Genomic DNA, 21,170 nt, shown 5'->3' with positions numbered 1-21,170 from the left:
GCAAACGCAGGTACGTTCAAGGAAAGGGTAGTTCAGCTTCTTTCACGGGCTTGTCTACTGGCTTTAGTTTGGTTGCGGCCCGCCACGGAATTAAGGCGGTGAGTAGTACAATTCCCGCCAACAGGGCTGTTACACCGGCTCCCTGCGTAGTCAGTAGACTCAATCCGCCCAAAATCAGGGCTGTAACGACCAGCGAGACGGCAATGACCCGCAGACCGAACTGGTTTTGACGGCTCACTTCAGCGGCTTCATCGGCCTGCTCCTCCATGGTGCTCGTGGGTTGTTCGGCGCGTTGTCTTTCGTAGGCGAGGTAGTCGGGGCTATCAGTCCGCTTGCGCGACGCCAACCACTCGGTTAGGGCAAGCAGCACGACGGGTACGCCCACGCCAATGACAATTTCTTCGGCCCGGCTAAGTTTTATGCCCGTAGCCAGCGGCAAAATGATCTTGCCCACCAGATTCAGCGAGAGCGTGATCAGAGTGATTCGCAAGGTGGTGCGACCGGTTAGCCGTTTGGAGAAAAGTGCCCAGATGGGCGGGGCCAGCAGTGGACCGCCCGTTACGGCCCCAATGGTAAGCACCACTTCGACGATACCGCCGATATACGGAACCAGTAAGGCAATGACAATCATACCGATGCCGAAGCCCCAGGAAGACAGGCGAGCAACCCGAATCAACTGTTTGTCAGTGGCATTTGGGTTCAGCAGACCCTTGTAGATATCATTGGTAAACACCGCCGAAACGACGTTCAATGTAGTATTAGCACTGGCCGAGGTCGAGAAATACATACCCGTCAGCATCAGACCGAGCAGACCCGGTGGCAACACCAGCCGACAGATTTCGAGGTAGGCGTTTTCGGTATCAAGCCCTGTCAGCGACGGGTTGATCGTTTTGTAGATCATGGGCGGCAGCATCCAGATGATGGGGCTGACCAGGTAAAGACCTGCGAACAGGAACGCCACTTTGCGAGCAGATTTGGGGCTATCGACGCTGGTGTAGCGTTGCACGAACGTCCAGTTGCCGCCGATATAGGCCACCTGATACACAAAAAAGGCGAGGATGAACCCGATCGTGTATTCGCCGTTGAGCAGGTTAAAAAAGTCGTCGGGCGCTTTGGCCGTAAACCCCGCTACGCCCCCTACCTGATCGAAAGCCAGCGGAAGCAGGATACAAACGGCGGCCGACAGCACCACAAACTGAAGAATATCGGTGACCATCACGGCCCAGAGCCCGCCCACAGACGTGTAGGCGATCATGAAAATGCCGAGTCCGATGGTGGTAGGCACCAGTGGAAGGCCCAGCGAAACGCTCACCAGCTTACCCACCGGATAGAGCACTGAGCCTTTGATGAAGACACTGACAAGGGTAAAAATGAAGATGTACGTTTTCTGTACCGTGAGCCCCAGCCGTTGCCGGATGTACTCGGCCGCAGTCAGCACGCCGGTTTTCTTCCAGCGCGGGGCCAGCCATAAACCCGTCACCAATGCCCCGGCGCACATCATCCACTGAATGGTAATGGCCACCCAGCCGTGTTTGTAGGCAATGCTGCCCCAGGCGACAAACGTACTGGCCGAGAAAAAACTCATAAACAGCGAGAGCCCCCCAATGAACCAGGGCACAGCCTCGCCACCCGCAAAAAATGATTTCAGGTTGCGGCCCGTGCGGGCAAACAGTAGCCCGATACCCAGCACAAAGGCCGAAAAAATGACGATTACCGCCGTGTCGATGGTCGTATTCACGCGTTGAGCTTAAGTTGAATGTTGTAGGATAGGTCGGAATCATCCGCGTCGTCTTTTGCCTTCACAGCCAGAAAAAGCACCGAAGGCTTCCCGTTTTCGAGCCATACCTGAGGTTGATCCAGGCGGTGCAGCCGGTCACTGACCCGCCCGTTGGCCCAACGAATATGGAAGTCGGCAACAAATGGATGAGCCGCCAGGCGCCAGTCGAGGCCATCTTCGGAGGTAAACAAAACAAGCGATTCTTTCTCCGTCGAGCCGGGACGGGCCTGTTGACTGTACACCCCCCGGTAATCTTTCACAATGGCATAGAGCCTACCGCTTTGGCTCCAGATATAGTTATCGTCGGTCGGAAACTGCATCGTTTCGTGGCCAAACACGGTGTTGGGCTGCTTCACGAACGGACCAACCGGGCTATCACCAAGGGCTACGTGCATCCTGACCTTACCGCCAAACGGCATTGGCCCGTCGGATACACCTTTGTATATCACGACGTACCTGCCATCGTTTCGGCGGGCTACGGTGGGTGAATTCGTAAGCAGGTGATCGGTGCCACCGGGAGTTGGTTCAATCAGTGGCTTGTCAAATCGTTTCCAGGGGCCCGCCGGATGATCGGCCACGGCGACTCCTGCCCGTTGATTGTTCCGGTGAATCCACCAGCCTTCTTTCGTTCCGTTACGAGGACCGTAGTTACCCGAATAGTAGAGGTAGTACTTGCCATCAAACGCCTGAATGAGCGGATTGTGCAGATTGTCGGCATCCCAGAATCCGGCCCGGCGATCAAATACCGGCCCAACCATCGTCCAGGGACCGAGCGGATCGGAACTGGTAGCCCGCACAATCTCCGAATGCGTTACCCAGGCGTTGAACCCTTCTTTACGAGGCCAGCGGGCAAAAAACCCGTGACAGACTCCATCGGCGGTGCGTACCATACCACCACCCCAGATAAACCAGTCTGGGTCGCTAAGCACCGACTGGGCTTGTACGGGTTGCATCATGGCGTTAAGGTTCAGCGTATCGGGGGAGATGGCTAAACCCATGCCCGTTTTACTTGAGCCAATTGCCCGGATGCGACCAGAACAGGCCGTTGCTGACAATAGGGCTGCTGCTGATATGAGAAAGTTGCGCCGGTCAGTCATGTTCTTAATAAGTAGCAAATCGGATAATCCTTCCTTGCTTTGAGAGAAGTCAATCTGTTGACAATGACAATGAAACGGCTCTGCACTCGGCAGAGCCGTTTACATGAATTTTAACCTATAATGAATGCTATTTCCAGGCGGGGTTCTGCTCCAGTTGTGAGTTGGTCAGAATCTCCACGTTGGGTATCGGAAAGTAGCGATGCTTATCCAGTACCGGGCGTGTTGGGTAATACGAATTCAGGACGTTAGCCACCAGCTTGAACTTGCCCGTGCGCGTGAGATCATACCAGCGGTCGGCTTCGTAACAAAGCTCCCACGACCGTTCCTGCAAAACAGCTTCGATAAACGCATCTTTACTCAGGCCGGGGGTCAAATCAGGAATGCCGGCTCGTCGACGAACAGTGTTGATGGCGGCATAGGCAACGGCTGTCGGGCCGGTTTGGCGTGCTTCGGCCTCGGCGGCAATCAGGTACACATCCGCCAAACGCAGAATAGGAAAGTTGTTTTCACCGTTTGCCCCGTTGGAGTTGGGGTCCAGAAACTTCTTCACCAGAATGCGATCTCTCAGCGATGCGTCGGACTGACCGATTAGTTTACCGGCCGAGTTGACGTAGGCAGTATCCAGCAGTTGACGGCGTTTATCAATAGGATTGAACGATCTGTAGAACGACAAGTACCCGAAAGCCGATCCGAAAGCTGTTTTCGAGAAAACCGGGGGTGAGTTGGCTGGCGCGTAAAATCCAACCAGGTCGTAGCCGATCAATCCGCTCAGGGCCGAAAACTCGGCAGCGAAAATCATTTCCGCCCGGGCCGCATCTTCCCGTAACGGGTTGTACATATCCAGCACATTGGGCATCAGGCTGTAGCGGTTCGACTGAATCAGAGACTGGGCATTTTCGGCCGCTTTGGCGTTGTTGCCTGCGTACAGATACGCTTTGGCAAGTAAACCCTGAGCGGCCCCGCTCGCGGCCCGCCCACGATCTTTGGGCATGGCCGGAAGGTCTTTTACGGCCTGTTCCAGGTCTTTGATCAGAAACGCATATACATCGGCTGCCGGACTTTTAGCACCCTCTGTACTGGCAATGTCCTTCGTACTGGTTTGCTTAATGGGTACGTCGCCATAGGTTTTGACGAGGTGGAAGTAATACAGCCCCCTCAAAAACAGGGCCTCGGCCAGAATCTGCTTTTTACGGGTTTCGTCCATCGTAACCCTGGGTACGTTCTCCAGCACCTGATTGGCGCGATTAATACCGTTGAAACAGTGCTGCCAGTATTGGCCAATCAGGTCGTTGGTAGCATCATAGGAGAAGACTGTTAACTGCTCGCGCCCAACAACGGCCCGCGGAAAACACTGGTCGGCCGAGTAGTCGGGCACCTGCGTACCTACCCGGCTATACAGATCGGTCACGGGTGTATAAGCAGCCGTCAGGGCGGCTTCGGCATCAGAGGCCGTATTGTAAAACTGATTGGGCGTAATGAATGAATAGGGCTGTTCGGCCAGCTCACAACCACTTAAAGCAGTCACCAGAGCAACCAAAAGCAGGGAAAATAAGGAGATCCGTTTCATGGTTCAGGAAGACTTAAAACGTTAGTTGAAGACCAGCGATAAACGATTTGGCAACCGGGTAGCCAATGTTATCCACGCCCAGATTCAGGTTGTTCTGCCCGGCCGTATTTACTTCAGGGTCATAGCCAGAATACTTCGTTATGGTCACGAAATTATTGGCACTCACATAGATACGACTGTTTCTAAGCCAGCTTGCCTTGCCTATTGCCGGTAGTGTGTAGCCCAGCGTTGCATTCTTGAACCGTACAAACGAACCATCTTCAATGTGAATGTCCGACTGATTGATTCGCTGCCCCTGTGAGGCTCTTTGATAGCGGTTCGATGGGTTGGTTGTTGTCCACCGATCAGCCATCGTTACGTATTGGTTGTAGCCGCCGGCACCGCCTTCCATTCGGGGTTTCGACACGTTGTATATATCGTTACCCTGTACGCCCTGAATGAACAGACTAAAATCGAATCCGTTGAACTTCAGGTTGTTGGTCAGTCCGAAATAGTAATTCGGGTTCGGGTCGCCAATAATATTCTGGTCGGCGGCAGAAATAACTCCGTCGCCATTCAAATCACGGTAGCGCACATTACCCGCTACTCTGCCGGTCGGAATATTCTCGCCGGTTTGGTAAATGCCATCGAAGAAATATCCATAGAACGAACCGAGCGGCTCACCAATCCGAAGTACACTGTTGTTGGTAAATGGCCCCACCGAGCCGCCCCCGTCACCGGGAATAATTTCGGTTCGTTTACCGTCGATCAGCGATAGCTTATTCCGGTTGGCCGACACGTTGCCGTTGATATCCCACTTGAGCGGGCCATTCAACACCGCCACGTTGAGCGACAACTCGATGCCCCGGTTTTCAACACCTCCGAAGTTGCCAAATACCGAGCCAAAGCCCGACGATAGCGGAATGGCCCGTGACAGCAACAGATCGGTTGTGTTTTTGTAGTACACATCGGCCGTGAGTTGTACCCGGTTGTTAAACAGGCCGACGTCGATACCAATATCGGTCTGCGCGCTCTTTTCCCAGCGCAGGTCGGGGTTGGCAATGTTGGCGGCCAGAATGCCGATGGTGCGGGTATTGTTGAAATTGTAGTTACCCACCGAATTCAGGCGCGACAATGAGTTGTAGAGTGGAATGTCGGCGTTACCGGTGATGCCGAAACTACCCCGCACTTTCAGGTCGCTCACTACCTGCTGCCCCTGCATGAAAGGTTCTTCGGAAACGCGCCATGCCCCCGCTACTGACGGGAAAAAGCCATATTTGTTGTTGGCCCCAAACCGGCTCGACCCATCGACCCGCCCGGTCAGCGTGAGCAGGTATTTGCTTTTGTAATTGTAGTTGATGCGCCCGGTGTACGAGTCTAATCGCCATGACTGCTTATTACTGCTGATCGAGACAATAGACGCCTGCCCCAGGTTATCATTCAGCACCAGATCGTTGGGAAACGTCTGCGCCGACGAGGCATCACTGGATAACAACTGGGTCTGTGTCGAGAACACGCCCGTTAGAGCCAGGGTATGTGCACCCAATGTTTTCTGGTAATTCAACAAACTCTCATGCAGAAATGTATTGCTGTAGGTGTTACCCTTACCGCCAATGCCCCCAACCTGCGAACCGGCCCGCACCATCCGGGTAATGTAGGAGTCGCGGTTGTCGTTGACCAGGTCGCCACCGAACGAAGCACGGTAAGTTAACCCGTTCAGAATAGTCCAGTCGGCAAAAATATTGCCCAGAAACCGGCGGGTGGTGTTTCGGTTCAATACGTTCGATGCAATGGCTATCGGGTTGTTCAGGTCCAGATACCGACCACTGAAAATGGTTGGATTACCCAATGCATCATAGGGCGCAACAGTTGGTGGTGCCATTAAGGCTGATAGCACAATACCTCCGCCAGCCCCGTCGGCCAGGGTCGACGTTACCGCCCCGTTGTTCTCCGAATAAGTATAAGTCAGGCTGGTACCAATCTTGAAATTTTTGCTGATCGAATTATCCAGATTAACCCGTACCGACCCGCGCCTGAAATTTGAACTTATGATGATACCATCCTGATCGAAGTAGTTCATCGAAATGTTGAAGAGCGATTTCTCCGTTCCGCCCGACACCGACAATTGATGGCTCTGCATGGCCCCTTTCTGAAAAATATAGGACTGCCAGTCGGTGCCGGCCCCCAACTGATCAGGATTCGGAAAAAGTGGCTGCCCGCTCACCTCGTTTTCATACTGCGCAAATTGAGTAGCACTCATCAACGGCGACGTCCGGCGAATTTGCTGCTGTCCGTAATACCCCTCGTAATTTACCCGTGTTTGGCCCGTCTTTCCACGTTTGGTGGTTATCAGCACCACTCCATTCGCTCCCCGAGTACCATAAATGGCCGTTGCCGACGCATCTTTTAGTACTTCCATCGACTCAATGTCATTGGGGTTGAGGGTCGACAGAACCGACAGCCGGTTACCATTGTCGTTGCCAAAACTGCTGCCCCCGCCAGCCAGGGGGTTGTCGCTGCCAGAAATTGGAAAACCGTCGACAACGTACAGCGGCTCACTGCTTCCGCTTATGGAACTGTTACCCCGAATACGCACGCTGATGCTGCCGCCGGGTGCTCCCGAATTTTGGGTCACCTGAACGCCGGAAGCCCGAGCCTGTAAACCCTGAACAAAGTTGGCAATGGGTGTTTGTTTGAGTTCAGCCGCCTTCACCGATGAGACGGCACCCGTCAGGTCGCTTTTCTTTACGGTGCCGTAGCCTACCACAACAATCTCGTTAAGCGACCGGTCATCAGATTTCAGGGTGATAGACAGCGTTGTCTGCGCGTTTACCGTTACCTCCTGCGACTGATAACCGATGTAGGAAATAAGCAGCACACTCGGCCGCTCAGGTACGTTCAGGGTAAATGTACCGTCGGCTTTGGTCGTGGTTCCCTGTTTCGAGTTCCTGATTATAACGTTTACCCCCGGAATACCTTCGTTGGTTTCGGCAGCAACCACTGTACCCCTGATCAGCATATCCCGATTGGCCTGAGCCTGAGCAGTTCGGTTTAGCAGCATGAATAATGGCACCAAACAAAGGCAGGCATACTGACTTAGCTTATGCGTAAAAGTGTACATACAATTTCATGGCGGTTTAGTGTATTTATACGAATAGTGCAATAATCGATTTAACGACTTCCTCGGCCTCAACTTGACCTATTTGTCAGACAACATGCGTTCAATGTTGCCAGCGAGTTAGTCAGGAGCAGATCACTTTGTTATCTGCCTAAATCCGTACAAATCTTAATCTATATAATACAATTTCATTGAGGTTATGAGTAATATACTTCGTGGGAGCGCTCCCATTTTTTGGGAACGTTCCCATTTTTTTATTCGTACCATTTGTTGGAGCGAGTTGCTATTCTTGGTTAATTACAATTCCTAAATCGACACCTTTTATGAAACGTCATCAGGTTACCATTATCGACATTGCCGAGAAACTGAGCATTTCAAAATCTACCGTATCGAGGGCACTTACCGGTCATCCAAGCGTGCGGACAGAGACGCGGCAAGCCGTGCTGGAACTAGCTCAGCAGATGGACTACCAGCGGAACATGCTGGCCATTAACCTATCGTCGAGTCAGAGCAAGACCATCGGTATCATTGTGCCGGAGTTCGTTACGTCGTTCTTTCCCATCGTGATCATGGGCGCGCAGGAGATTGCCGCTCAGGCGGGCTACTCAGTGCTGATCAGCCAGTCGAACGAAACCTACGAAACTGAAGTAGCTAACGCGAAGGTGATGTTGGCCAACCGGGTCGATGGCGTGCTGATCTCGATGACGCGCGAGACAAAGAACTTCGATCACTTTGCGGTGTTCAAGCGCAAGGGTATCCCGATGGTATTCTTCAACCGGGTCTGCCATGAAATTGAAGCACCTAAAGTAGTCGTCGATGACTATGAAGGCGCTTTCAAAGCCACCGAACACCTGATTCTGTCGGGCAAGCAGCGCATCGCTCATTTGGCCGGGCCACCGTCGCTCTACATTAGCCGCAAGCGACTGGAAGGCTATAAAGATGCCCACCGCAAACACAAACGACCGCTCATCGATGAGCTGATTATCAGCTACGATCTGAATCTGGAGAAGGTTAAGATTTACGTCAAGTACCTGCTCGACCTGCCCGAGCCGCCCGACGCGCTCTTTGCCGTTAACGACCCAACCGCTTTGGAAGCGCTGAAGGTGATCAAAGAGCAAGGGCTGACCATTCCTGAACAAATGGCTGTGGTGGGCTTCAGCAATGATTACGGGTCTGCCCTGATCGAGCCCGGCCTGACAACAGTCTCCCAGCCTACGCGGGAGATTGGGCAGGTGTCGGCCCAACTCCTGCTCGATCAGATCAACACCGATTCGTCGGTCTGGAAGCCCATCACCCGTGTCTTGAAAACGGAACTAATCATTCGGGGGTCGAGTCAACGTCTGTAAACAAAGCTGTGTCTTTCCGATCAGCAGCTAGCGCACGATCGAAAAGACACAGCTCAACCTCAGTCTATTTATTTATACTCCAGCAATGTTGTAGCCGTGCAGGCTTTATCGGTGCGGAAGCGTACCCACCGAGCCTGAAAATCGGTCGGGAAGGTATGCGTTACTGGTTTGCCAGGGGCTACGGTAATGGTTTTATAAGTCATCCACTGACCGGTACCAACGGGGTCAGCCTCTACCGTGAACGTTACGGGCGACGTAGCCTTATGCGAAAGAGTCAGGGTTCGTTTGTCATAAAAACCGATCAGATACGGGTCTGAGGGCGCATTTGCCTGTACCGGCGTGCTGAACCAGGGACCACCCCGACCCGTGGGTTTACCCAGCTTCCAAAGATCATCAATGGCACCAGCCCAGATGGCCGCCTTCTTGTCGTCGGAGACAATAATATGCTCTTTACCAACTGCCGACGCCAGATCAATACCCGTCATGACCAACAGCCCCCGATACGAGGCATAATCGTTGATTCGAAACTGGTGCGAGGCAATGGGCCTGATTTTGGCAAACCCATCGGCGTTTTCGGCAGGTAGTTCATAGAACGTACCGTGACAATTGAACAGGTCTCGTTCGGTTGCCACTTCCCGGCAAATCCGCAGAGCGCCGTCACTGGTGAGCGCTGTAAATCGCTCATTGCCTAGCGGAAAGCGCCAGCGTCGACCTTTTTCGTCAACAACCAGTAACGAAGAAGGGTCAATGGTAACTACCTGTTTGGGAATGGCAAATTTAGCCTTGATAAACGCCTGCGTCGAATCGTTGGTTTTGCGAACGAGTTTCATGGCGGCATCCAGTTCGTAATAACCCACAGTCGAAGATTGGCCGCTAGTATGCTGTTGGGCCAAAAGACCGAGTGCCCGCCGGTTGTTGCCCAGGCCATACAGCAACCCGCCTGTTGTGGCTGCCGCCTGCACCGAACTCAACCCTGCAAACATTGGGTTGGCGGTTGTGGTCCGGGTATCGTTGGCAGCATAGGCGAAGTGAGCCGAGAGCCGAGCCGCTTTGTCCGTTCTGATCCGAATCCATTCGCCAGGTACGTTAGCTGCAAACGGAATACGTACAGCCTGATTACCAGCCAGCGATGCCGTTTGCAGGGTTGTCCAGTTGCCAGTGCCGGTTTGGTCAACCTCGAACGTAAGTGTAACCGCCCCATCGCTATGGTTCTGCACCCAAGCCGACCGGTTGGCCCAGCCAGCGAACAGAAAGGGTTCCGACTGCCCACCGGCCTCAACGGCTTCATTCAGCCAAACGGCTCCCTCTGCCGTATTCGGGCCAAGCTGATCGGGAGTACTGGGCGTAGTGAACCACAGATTGGAGTTCGACTGTCCCGGTCCTTCGATTCCCCCTTTCTCTTTCCGACGGTTCAAAAATTCTTTTTGGGCCGAATCATCACAGCCAAATACCAGCCAATCGTTCCAGCGCGTGAAGTCGCCAATCACTTTCAGATAAGCCGACCGGGGCCTGATGCCAGCCGTGTTGGTCGTGGAGAACGTACCTGGAAACCGCCAGAACAAGCCGTGCATGGTCATGAGGTAATCGGGTTTGCCCGTTTCGCCCACATCCCGAATCCGGGGCCATTCGGTATTCCAGCCGTGGGCACCATCGTACGTGTGACTGGCTTTGGGAAGCCGAAAAAACGACCACTTATTCTGCCCCCGTACTGCCAGCAACACTGATTTATGATCCCATCCGGTGGCCCAGATCGGGTCGGTGGCCGGGTTTGGATTGCCATAAATGCCACCGGGGCCGGTCACTTCCACAAACTGGTTCCGGCGAACTACCGTCCAGTCCTTGCCATTCCATTCAGCCAGCACACCCGCCTCAATATCGAACTGCTTGAGCGCCAGATCGCCCGACTCCCCGTTGTTGGAATAGACCATCACGCCCTGCCCCGAATACACCCCCTTACCATGGGCACCGGGCAATAACGTACCTGCGTGGTTGTTGGCTACATCATCTTTCTTTTTTTGCTTCACGTTACCGTCCTGATACAACAGGGTTGTTTTCAGGCTTGCGGTATTTAGTCGATAAAAGCCTTCCTCCATCGTGGCCAGCAGCAGGTCTTTTTTGGGGTCGGTTAAATCACGGGCCAGTCCGGTGTAGCGGCCAGGCGCTTCAGTGTACGGAATGGTCCGTATCTGCCGCTGTGCGTCAATGGCATAGGGGCCAATAAACAACTGATTACTTTCCCGGTGAATCATCCGGTTGGCGGGTGTTCCGCCCGTACTTTCTGGCCTGATGGTCAGGTTCAGGTCCGGCGTTATTTCGTACAACTTATCCGACGACCCAAACGGCAGGTGGGGGCCGTAGGTGATCACCCAAAGCCGGTTAGCCCAGGGCACAACCGCCCCGGTACCGCACTCGCCCTCGTTGTTGTAATACGCCAGGTGCGGATAAATACCACTAAACTGAGGACGGACAGGTTGCTGCTGAGCCTTGGCCACAACAGCAACACAAAGCAAACCAAGGGTTATTCGGAGCGTTGTACTGAGCATGTTGGATTGAAAAGAAAGTTCGGGTGTTTTTTTACGTGCCTTAGTCAGTTAGAGGGGACCACTGACTGACTAAGGCACTCATTGATAGCCTGTTCAATTAATACCCATCATTTTGCTTCATGTTCGTATTAATCTGAATCTCAGCCGCCGGAATAGGCCACAGGTATTGCTGATTGGTCCAGGCCGTTGGTACAATCAGTTTAATCAGACCCGCATCGAACATGGGTTTAAAATCGGCCAAACCATCTTCGTCGATAGTCGGTGTGCTGGGAAAAAACCAGAGATTCTTATCTACTATTTTGGCTTTTAGCTCGTTGGGATCCAGCATACCATAGATGGGTCGGCTCAACACTTTTTCGGCTAACCGCCACCGTACCAGATCCATGTAGCGCAGTCCTTCGTTGACAAACTCCATACGCCGTTCAATTCGGATGGCTTTTCGCAAATCCCGCTGATTGGTCGTTGTAACGGCCGGATAGGCAGTGGTGGCTGTTGGCGCTACGGCGTACGCCCTGGCCCGAACGGCGTTGACAGCATCTAGTACCGACTTGTCAATCTCGCTCAGTTCCACTTTCGCCTCGGCATACATCAGCAGCACATCGGCGTAACGCACAATAATCTGATCGGGCTCAATCCGGTTGCCGTTTTGCAGCCACGTATCGTCGATGCCTTTCTTCCAGACCAACCCCGTAAAGGAGGCAAACTGTGCATTGGCCCGGTTGTCGTTGTTGGTCACCTGCGAATTATTGCTCAGCCTGGCTACCCGCAACGCGGTTGGATTAGGATCATAGGTAAAGCCCAGGTGCGGCGTACCAAACTCAACCAGGGTGGCCGTACAGCGGGGGTCTCTGTTTTTGAACGGATTCCGGGGGTCGAACAAGGGCGATTTGTCGATGGGCAGTCCGTCGGTACAGAGGTAGCTACACAGTAAATCCCAGGTGGGAGCAACGGCGGCAAACCCTCCGGCATTGCGCGTCAGGCGATCCAGCGCATTAGAAGACCCAATACTGACGTTCAGCGCAATGGAACGGGGTAACCCAAAAACAACTTCCCGCGAGTTTTTGGTATTCTGCAAAAACAGGCTGGCATAGGTAGGGTGCAGACTATACTCGGCCAGATCCATGCAGGCTTTGGCCGCATCAGCCGCAATCTTGAAGTCACCCATATACAGCGCCAGGCGTGCTTTCATGGCCAAAGCGGCTCCTTTGGTTGCCCGCTTCACGGCCGAAGCCGCGTAGTTTTTGGGCAGATCAGCCGCTGCTGCATCATAATCGCTATAAACGTTGGCCAGCACCGTTTTCCGGTCGGTGCGTCCTTTGGTATAGGCTTCTTCAATGGAGATAACCCCGTCGCTATACACAACATCACCAAAATAAGTGATGAGTCGGGCGTATTGAGATGCCCGGTGAAACTTCAGTTCGGCCACATAGATCGCCAGCTTGGCCGCAGGTACGTTGGCCTTGGTTACGGGGTTATCCAGGGCCAGTAAGGCACGATTGGCGCGGGCAATGGCTTTGTAACTGTTCCGCCAAAGTAATGTGGACGTACCCCATTGGCTGTTGGTAGTGCCGGCTTTAATGGGCGAGAGCGTGGTGCGGTAGAAATTATCGTCCGACAAAACTTCGTTGCCGATGCCTTCGTCCGGATTCCACCAGTCGGGTCGGTACAGATCGTTGAGGGCCAACGCGATTTCGGCTTCGGTAGAGTACCATTTTTCGGCCGAAGGCTGTGCCAGCGGATACAGGTCGAGGCTATTTTGACAGCCAGCTACAATCAGCAGGACTGAGGTCAGGGCTATATATAGATACGATTTCATACGTGTTCAGCTACGTTTGTTGAGATTAGAAATTAACCGATACGCCACCAATCAGCGTCGTGACAATACCCAGCCCCTCGGGGTCCCAACCCTTAGGGTAGTTGCTTAGGCTCCACAAGTCGGTGCCGCTCACATAAACCCGGCAGCTTTTCATCAGGGCTTTCCGGGCTAAGCGTTCCGGGATATTGTAGCCAACGGTGATGTTTTTTAAGCGCATGTAGCCGCCGTTGAATAGCCAGAAATCAGATAAAGCCCGGTTGATTCCCTTGTTGGTTTCGGTATATCGTGGATAGAGAGCGGCTGCGTTTTGCTCGGGCGTGTTATAGTTACTCCAGGTCTGACCGTCTAGTAGGTTAGGGAACCGGCCCCAGTTTCCCGCATTATAGTCGGTGAAGCCCAACATAGAGCTGTTCTGTTTGCCTACCCCCTGAATAGACATACCGAGATCCAGCCCTTTATACGCCAGACGGATAGTGCCGCCGTAGGTCCACTGTGGTAGCGATCCTCCAAGGTAAACCCGGTCATATTCGGGCGATATTCGTCCATCGGGGACACCGGCAGGCCCGCTGATATCCTGGTATTTCATGTCGCCCACTTTTACGTTGGTGCTTTGTTTGGGCGAGTTATTCACATCCTCCTGCGTTCTGAAAAGACCCAGCGACCGATAGCCGTACCATTCGTTGAACTCGCTACCCTGCCGCCTGACCTGATCACCCAGAAACTCAGTACCTCCCAGATCGCCCATCACCGATTTAAATTGAGAAACGTTACCGGCGATCGAATACCTAAAATCACCCACGCGGTCGGTCCACGACAAGTCGAGATCAATCCCTTTCGTGTTCATTTTTCCCGTGTTCTGATTCGGATTTTCAAAGCCTACGAAGATGGGAATTTGCAGCGCCAGCAACATATCGGATGTTTCTTTCTGATACACGTCGCCCACCAGCCGAAGACGATCTTTGAAGAAATTAGCGTCGAGGCCAAGGTTGACCGACGTGGTTGTTTCCCACGAAATATCTTCAATAGCGTACTGAACCTGAGCCGCCGTTTGTTGCGACGTGGCCGCCCCTGCCTGATAGAATAGCGCGTTGCCAAAGCTGATAATGCCCAGATAAGGGTAATTACCAATTCGTTCGTTACCTAACGTACCCCACGAGGCCCGCAGCTTCAGGAACGACAGCGCATCCTGGTTTTTCAGGAATTGCTCTTCGCTGATCACCCAACCTGCCGAAAACGACGGAAATACCCCCCATCGGTAGTTGGCGTTGAAGCGCGACGAACCATCTCGCCTAACGTTCGCCTGCAACAAATACTTATCGGCATATGCATAGGTCAATCGGCCAAAGTAAGAGCGGTAGGCCGTTTCGTTTGCCCCTCCACTGTTGTCCCGAAACGTGATGGGTCCCTGATCCAGGTAAGGATAGCCATCGAAGAGGTACTGATCACGGGAGGCCGACAGGCTCTCGAACTTGTTGTAGAAGTTTTCGTAGCCAGCCAAAGCCGTGATGTCGTGTTTGCCGAAGGTTCGGGCGTAATTGGCCAGCAATTGGGTGGTAAGCGATAGGTTTGTATTTCGTCCTTCTGAGAGCCGTGTGGTGGCGTTGGCTCCGTTTTCAGAAAGTGTCACCACAAACTGTGTGGGGTCAGTAGCCGAGAATGCATCTACCCGCTTGTTGAAGAACTTCTGGTTGTTGAAATCGAAAATAGGCGCGAGAATACCCGTGATTTTCAGTCCGTCAATGGGTTTTATATCAATACCAACCCGACCGCTGATCTGGTTGAAGGTGTTTTGATTTGTGCCCCCATTTTTTAGTCGGGCCCACACGTTAGCCCCTGCTTTGCCGTCGGCAATACGCCCATCGGTCCACATAGCCGGGTAAACTGGCGAAGCGATTCGGATTTCTCCCAACGGGTCGCCGTGGGTAGGGTCGGTGGTGAGCGTACGTTTGAAGTTAAAGTCAAACGTGGCACCAATGTATTTGTTGATCGTAAAGTCGTTGTTCAGGCGGGCAAAAATTCGCCTGTAGTCTTTGTTATCATAGAACCCGCCTACCTTTTCGTACCGAATCGAGGCGTTTGACTTGATGAACTTCGAGCCGGTCATCATGCTCAGGCTATGTGTTTCTCGGGGTGCACTTTGGCGCAGTGTAAGGGCCACCCAGTCGGTGTCGGGAAATCTATTCGGGTCAGCCAGATTTTTTTCGGCGTATCCATCAATCAAATCCTTTGTGAAGGTGGGGTATTGGTTGGTTCCGTTACCGGCATCGTTCCAGCGTAACTCATTCACCAGTTCCATGTACCGCACAACGCCCATCTTTTCGGGTAGCCGGGTGGGCTTATCCACTCCATTTTCATACGAATATTGAATGGAAACCTGATCGGCCTTTGCCCGTTTGGTGGTAATCAGAATCACGCCCGAAGCCGCCCGTGAACCATAAATAGAGGCAGCAGCTGCATCTTTAAGCACCGTAATATTCTCAATATCAGCCGAGTTCACCTGATTTACATCGGCAACCGGAATACCGTCGACCATCACAAGGGGGTCGGAGTTACCAATGGTCGTTACGCCCCGAATCCGGATCGTAGCTCCGCCCATGGCACCACTGCCCCCGCTACGGGTAACCACTACCCCCGACATAGCGCCCTGAAGTGTTTGAGCAACCTGCGTTTCCCGGCGTTCTTTAAACAGTTCGGGACCAAGCGATGATACGGCGCCAGTCACATCCCTTTTCTTTTGAGTACCATAGCCCACCACCACGACCTCATTCAATGAACGAGTATCAGCCTGCAAACTGACCGTAAGCTCTGTTTGTGCGTTTACTGTCACCTCCTGCGTCTGATAACCGATGTAGGAAATGAGTAGTACACTCGGTCGTTCAGGTACGTTAAGCGAAAAGCTGCCATCGGCCTGTGTTGTGGCTCCCTGCTTGGAATTTTTGATGATGACGTTCACCCCCGGAATACCTTCGTTGGTTTCCTGAGCTACTACCTTCCCTTTGATCAGCATGTTGCGGACAGACTGAGCCTCGACCGGCCTAGTTAGCAGCAGGAACAATGGCACCAACCACAGACAGGCATATGTACTTAACTTACAAGTAGATGTGTGCATACGATATTAGTTTATAATACTTGTTCGAATCGCGCAGTTCTCGATCCGCCAGCCACTGCAACTGCTTGTTGTGTTACAAACCATTGATTGGCTTTCAGACCATTTGGAAGATGCACTTTCACGCATCAACCCTAATTCTGTACAAATATTAAAGAGTATAATACCATATATTAGAATACCTAAGCTAATCATTCGATGGGAACGTTCCCATTTTTCGGGAACGTTCCCATCGAATGATTGCTATACAGCTTGTGAGTAGTTTGTCAGTAAACGGCACACGCATGGTTCCGTACCTCAGTTTCGGCTTTATGCCACTGATAGAGGGGAGGGTACCGGTAGATCTAGAAGAGGGTCGCAGCAAACCCGAACCCAACAAACGCAAAAAGGCCAACCCGTTTCCGAGTTGGCCTTTTCTATTCGCTAATAACGTACCTGAACTAGGCCGTTACTTTCTTCTTACTTCGAGAGAACTGCTCGCGCGATTCGGTGATCGTATCGAGTTCTTCCTGCGAACCAACGATCTGATTCAGGTACTTGCGAGTACCCGTACCAGCCGGAATCAGGTGACCAACGATTACGTTCTCTTTCAGGCCTTCCAGGTTGTCCTGCTTACCCCGAATCGAGGCTTCGCTCAACACCTTGGTCGTTTCCTGGAACGAAGCCGCCGAGATGAAGCTGTCAGTACCCAACGACGCCTGCGTAATACCTTGCAGGATTGGTTGAGATACGGCAGTCATGGCATCACGAACAGTTACGATCTTCATGTCACGACGTTTCAGGCTCGAATTCTCATCGCGCAAACGACGGGCCGAAATGATCTGACCAGGCTTGAGATTCTCTGAATCACCCGCGTCGGTTACCACTTTAGCGTCCATCATCTTGTCGTTTTCCTGACGGAACAACCACTTATCGACAACCTGATTTTCGAGGAAGTTGGTATCGCCTGAGTCAGTGATTTCAACTTTCTGCATCATCTGCCGAACAATCGACTCGATGTGCTTATCGTTGATTTTCACACCCTGCAAGCGGTATACTTCCTGAATCTCGTTCACGAGGTACTCCTGAACAGCCGTTGGGCCTTTGATTGATAGAATATCACTTGGCGTAATGGCTCCATCAGACAGCGGCGAACCAGCTTTCACGAAGTCATTGTCCTGTACCAGAATAAACTTGGCCAGAGGTACCATGTACTTCTTGCGAGTACCGTCTTTCGACTCGATGAAAATTTCGCGGTTACCACGTTTGATCGCACCGTAAGTAACAACGCCATCGATTTCCGATACAACCGCCGGGTTCGACGGGTTACGGGCTTCGAACAGTTCAGTTACCCGTGGCAGACCACCCGTAATATCGCGGGTTTTGCCCACGTTACGCGGAATCTTCGCCAGCGGCTGACCAGCCACAATCGACTGACCTGACTTCACAACCAGACGTGAGCCAACGGGCAGGTTGTAGCCTTTCTCGGTGGTATCGTCAAGCAGCGTTGTTGTGCCCGTTACGATGATCGACGGGTTTTTCGCCTTATCGCGCGTCTCGATGATAACCATCTCCTGGAAGCCGGTTTGCTCATCGAATTCTTCGCGGTAGGTAATAGCCTCTTCAATAGCATCGAAGGATACTTTACCAGTCAGTTCCGACAGAATGACGGCGTTGTAAGGATCCCAGACGCATAACTCGGCACCCTTCTTCACTACATCGCCCTCTTTCACCCGCAGGAAGGCACCGTATGGTACGTTGTTGCTGATGAAGACAATGTTTGGGTTAGTTGGATCTACGATCTTCACTTCACCTGAACGTCCCATCACCACCGTCTGCGGATTGCCTTCGTTATCCTGTGATGCTACCGTCCGCATTTCCTCGAACTGAACAACACCATCAAACTTAGCCCGCAACGACGCGTCTACTGCGATGTTCGAAGCCGTACCACCTACGTGGAACGTACGAAGCGTAAGCTGCGTACCCGGCTCACCAATCGACTGAGAGGCAATAACACCTACTGCTTCACCAATATCGACCATACGACCTGTTGCCAGGTTACGGCCGTAGCACTTGGCGCAAACGCCCTGCTTAGCCTCACAAGTCAATACCGAACGAATTTCTACAGCTTCAATACTCGTTTCATCAATGATGGCGGCAATTTCTTCTGTAATCAGTTCACCGTTTGCAATAAGCAACAGTGGCTCACCGTTTTCGTCTTTCTTCAGCGGATCGTAAATATCGTGTACCGAGGTACGTCCCAGGATACGCTCCGACAATGGCTCAACGATGTCCTCATTATCTTTCAACGCCGAGGTTTGAATACCGCGCAGTGTACCACAGTCAACTTCACTGATGATAACATCCTGTGCAACGTCGTGCAAACGACGAGTCAGGTAACCAGCATCAGCCGTTTTTAGGGCTGTATCGGCAAGGCCTTTACGAGCACCGTGCGTTGAGATAAAGTACTCCAATACGTCGAGGCCCTCTTTGAAGTTCGACAGAATCGGGTTTTCAATGATCTCACCGACTGAACCCTGCAGGTTTTTCTGTGGCTTAGCCATCAGACCCCGCATACCACCTAGCTGACGAATTTGCTCGCGAGAACCACGGGCTCCCGAGTGCATCATCATGTAGATAGAGTTGAAGCCCTGCTGATCCGCTTCCAGTTGCTTCATCAGCGTCTCGGTCACGCGTGAGTTCACACGTGTCCAAATGTCGATGACCTGGTTATAACGCTCGTTTTCCGTGATCAGACCCATCAGGTAGTTATCCCAAACAGCCTGTACGTCTTTCTTGGCGTCGTCAACAAGCGCCTGCTTTTCGTCAGGAATCTTGATATCGCTCAAACCGATCGACAGACCACCTTTGAAGGCTTGCTGGAAACCGAGTTCTTTGATGTTATCGAGGAATTCTGCGGTTTTGGCAACACCCGAGATCTTGAAGATAAGGGCGATGATTTGCTGCAGTTTTTTCTTGGTCAGCAGTTCGTTGATGAACCCAACTTCAGTTGGTACAAACTGGTTGAAAATTACACGACCCGCTACCGTTTCGATAATCTTCGACTCCAACTCGCCATCTTCAGTCCGTACGTTAACCCGGCACTTCACGTTAGCGTGCTTCGAGAGCTTGCCTTCGTTCACCGCGATAACCACTTCCTCTGCACCGTAGAAGGTCATGCCTTCGCCAGCAATTGGATACTCTTCGGTTGTCTTCCGACCTTTTGTTACATAATATAGGCCCAACACCATGTCTTGCGACGGTACCGTGATCGGTGCTCCGTTGGCAGGGTTCAGAATGTTGTGCGAAGCCAGCATCAGCAACGAGGCTTCCAGAACGGCTTCCTGTCCCAGAGGAACGTGAACAGCCATTTGGTCACCGTCAAAGTCAGCGTTGAAGGCCGTTGTTACCAGCGGGTGCAGCTGAATGGCTTTACCTTCGATCAACTTCGGCTGGAACGCCTGAATACCCAGACGGTGCAACGTTGGAGCCCGGTTCAGCAGTACAGGGTGACCTTTCAGTACGTTCTCCAAAATGTCCCAGATAACAGGATCTTTCCGGTCAACGATCTTCTTGGCCGACTTCACTGTTTTCACTATGCCGCGCTCGATGAGCTTACGAATAATGAACGGTTTGAACAGTTCGGCGGCCATGTCTTTTGGCAGACCACATTCGTGCATCTTCAGTTCAGGACCTACCACAATAACCGAACGACCAGAGTAGTCGACACGCTTACCAAGTAAGTTCTGACGGAAACGTCCCTGCTTACCTTTCAGCATATCAGAGAGTGATTTCAGCGCCCGGTTACCTTCTGAACGGACTGCGTTTACTTTACGCGAGTTATCGAACAGCGAGTCAACGGCTTCCTGAAGCATCCGCTTCTCGTTACGCAAAATTACCTCTGGTGCTTTGATCTCGATCAGACGCTTCAGACGGTTGTTCCGAATGATTACGCGACGATACAGATCATTAAGGTCAGACGTAGCGAAACGGCCACCATCAAGGGGTACAAGCGGACGAAGTTCGGGTGGAATCACCGGCACCATGCGAATCACCATCCACTCGGGACGGTTCTCTACACGACCATTTGCCTCACGGAACGCTTCAACCACTTTCAACCGCTTCAGGGCTTCAGCTTTACGCTGCTGCGATGTATCGGTTGCGGCTGAGTGACGCAGGCTGAACGAAAGTTCATCCAACTGCACGCGTGACAGCAACATCTCCAGCGCGTCAGCCCCCATCTTCGCGATGAATTTATTCGGGTCTTTATCGTCGAGATGCTGGTTCGTTGCAGGCAATTTGTCGATGATATCGAGGTACTCGTCTTCCGTCAAGAAATCGAGTTCGTTAATACCATCAGCAGCTTTTACGCCAGATTGAACAACAACGTACCGTTCGTAATAGATAATTTGATCCAGCTTCTTGGTCGACAGGCCAAGCAGGTAACCGATTTTGTTTGGAAGGCTACGGAAGTACCAGATGTGCGCTACAGGAACCACCAGTTCGATGTGTCCCATACGCTCACGACGTACTTTTTTCTCCGTTACTTCTACACCGCAACGATCGCAGATAATGCCTTTGTAGCGAATCCGCTTGTATTTGCCGCAGTGGCACTCCCAGTCTTTCACCGGACCGAAGATCCGCTCACAGAACAACCCGCCCATTTCAGGCTTATAGGTCCGGTAGTTGATCGTTTCGGGTTGGGTGACCTCACCGTATGAACTCTCCAGAATTGACTCGGGCGACGCCAGGCTGATCGTTACGCTCTGGAAGTCGCTGTTGAGTTTCTTGTTCTTCTTAAAAGACATCTGTTGGAGATTATATAGTTGAAATTCGTTCGAG

General features: G+C 52.4%; 9 protein-coding genes. 1 reads left to right on the top strand and 8 read right to left on the bottom strand.

Annotation, left to right across the window (positions count from 1 at the left end):
* Positions 1–16 precede the first annotated feature (16 nt).
* The 4 genes from ACAW87_RS00965 to ACAW87_RS00950 form a co-directional block, all read right to left on the bottom strand.
* Positions 17–1,738 carry a sodium:solute symporter family protein gene (locus ACAW87_RS00965; protein WP_370721270.1) on the bottom strand — a complete coding sequence of 574 codons (1,722 nt, stop codon included), beginning with the start codon at positions 1,736–1,738 and terminating at the stop codon, positions 17–19.
* Positions 1,735–2,874 carry a glycoside hydrolase family protein gene (locus ACAW87_RS00960; protein WP_370721269.1) on the bottom strand — a complete coding sequence of 380 codons (1,140 nt, stop codon included), beginning with the start codon at positions 2,872–2,874 and terminating at the stop codon, positions 1,735–1,737. Before ACAW87_RS00960 ends, ACAW87_RS00965 begins: the two co-directional genes overlap by 4 nt.
* Before the next feature lie 127 nt (positions 2,875–3,001).
* Complete coding sequence (locus tag ACAW87_RS00955) at positions 3,002–4,441, bottom strand: RagB/SusD family nutrient uptake outer membrane protein (protein ID WP_370721268.1); 1,440 nt, start codon at positions 4,439–4,441, stop codon at positions 3,002–3,004.
* A gap of 13 nt (positions 4,442–4,454) precedes the next feature.
* Positions 4,455–7,541 (bottom strand): SusC/RagA family TonB-linked outer membrane protein, encoded by a 3,087-nt coding sequence (locus ACAW87_RS00950; RefSeq protein WP_370721267.1) that lies wholly within the window; start codon positions 7,539–7,541, stop codon positions 4,455–4,457.
* Positions 7,542–7,861: 320 nt separating this feature from the next.
* On the opposite strand from ACAW87_RS00950, the gene ACAW87_RS00945 reads away from it, so the two are divergent.
* Complete coding sequence (locus tag ACAW87_RS00945; protein ID WP_370721266.1) at positions 7,862–8,884, top strand: LacI family DNA-binding transcriptional regulator; 1,023 nt, start codon at positions 7,862–7,864, stop codon at positions 8,882–8,884.
* Positions 8,885–8,952: 68 nt separating this feature from the next.
* On the opposite strand, the gene ACAW87_RS00940 is transcribed toward ACAW87_RS00945, so the two are convergent.
* From ACAW87_RS00940 to rpoC, 4 genes are all read right to left on the bottom strand, one after another.
* Positions 8,953–11,427, bottom strand: coding sequence for a hypothetical protein (locus tag ACAW87_RS00940; protein WP_370721265.1), 2,475 nt, complete (start codon positions 11,425–11,427; stop codon positions 8,953–8,955).
* Between the two features lie 97 nt (positions 11,428–11,524).
* On the bottom strand, positions 11,525–13,243 hold the full coding sequence (locus ACAW87_RS00935) for a RagB/SusD family nutrient uptake outer membrane protein (protein WP_370721264.1): 1,719 nt from the start codon (positions 13,241–13,243) through the stop codon (positions 11,525–11,527).
* 25 nt (positions 13,244–13,268) lie between these two features.
* A complete protein-coding gene (locus tag ACAW87_RS00930; RefSeq protein ID WP_370721263.1) occupies positions 13,269–16,352 on the bottom strand; it encodes a SusC/RagA family TonB-linked outer membrane protein in 3,084 nt (1,027 codons plus the stop codon).
* A gap of 437 nt (positions 16,353–16,789) precedes the next feature.
* Positions 16,790–21,136, bottom strand: a complete 4,347-nt coding sequence (rpoC, locus tag ACAW87_RS00925; RefSeq protein ID WP_370721262.1) for a DNA-directed RNA polymerase subunit beta' — start codon at positions 21,134–21,136, stop codon at positions 16,790–16,792.
* Positions 21,137–21,170 lie beyond the last annotated feature (34 nt).

It is taken from the genome of Fibrella aquatica (assembly GCF_041321135.1).
Lineage (GTDB): Bacteria > Bacteroidota > Bacteroidia > Cytophagales > Spirosomataceae > Fibrella > Fibrella aquatica.
Note: the sequence above shows the minus strand (reverse complement) of the source record. Positions and strands in the feature narration are given on the sequence as shown.

What these genes read in the sequence shown, in the direction of transcription:
- ACAW87_RS00960 (WP_370721269.1), bottom strand. Translation starts at nt 2,874, where the DNA reads ATGACTGACCGGCGCAACTTTCTCATATCAGCAGCAGCCCTATTGTCA.
- ACAW87_RS00955 (WP_370721268.1), bottom strand. Translation starts at nt 4,441, where the DNA reads ATGAAACGGATCTCCTTATTTTCCCTGCTTTTGGTTGCTCTGGTGACT.
- ACAW87_RS00950 (WP_370721267.1), bottom strand. Translation starts at nt 7,541, where the DNA reads ATGTACACTTTTACGCATAAGCTAAGTCAGTATGCCTGCCTTTGTTTG.
- ACAW87_RS00945 (WP_370721266.1), top strand. Translation starts at nt 7,862, where the DNA reads ATGAAACGTCATCAGGTTACCATTATCGACATTGCCGAGAAACTGAGC.
- ACAW87_RS00940 (WP_370721265.1), bottom strand. Translation starts at nt 11,427, where the DNA reads ATGCTCAGTACAACGCTCCGAATAACCCTTGGTTTGCTTTGTGTTGCT.
- ACAW87_RS00935 (WP_370721264.1), bottom strand. Translation starts at nt 13,243, where the DNA reads ATGAAATCGTATCTATATATAGCCCTGACCTCAGTCCTGCTGATTGTA.
- ACAW87_RS00930 (WP_370721263.1), bottom strand. Translation starts at nt 16,352, where the DNA reads ATGCACACATCTACTTGTAAGTTAAGTACATATGCCTGTCTGTGGTTG.
- rpoC (WP_370721262.1), bottom strand. Translation starts at nt 21,136, where the DNA reads ATGTCTTTTAAGAAGAACAAGAAACTCAACAGCGACTTCCAGAGCGTA.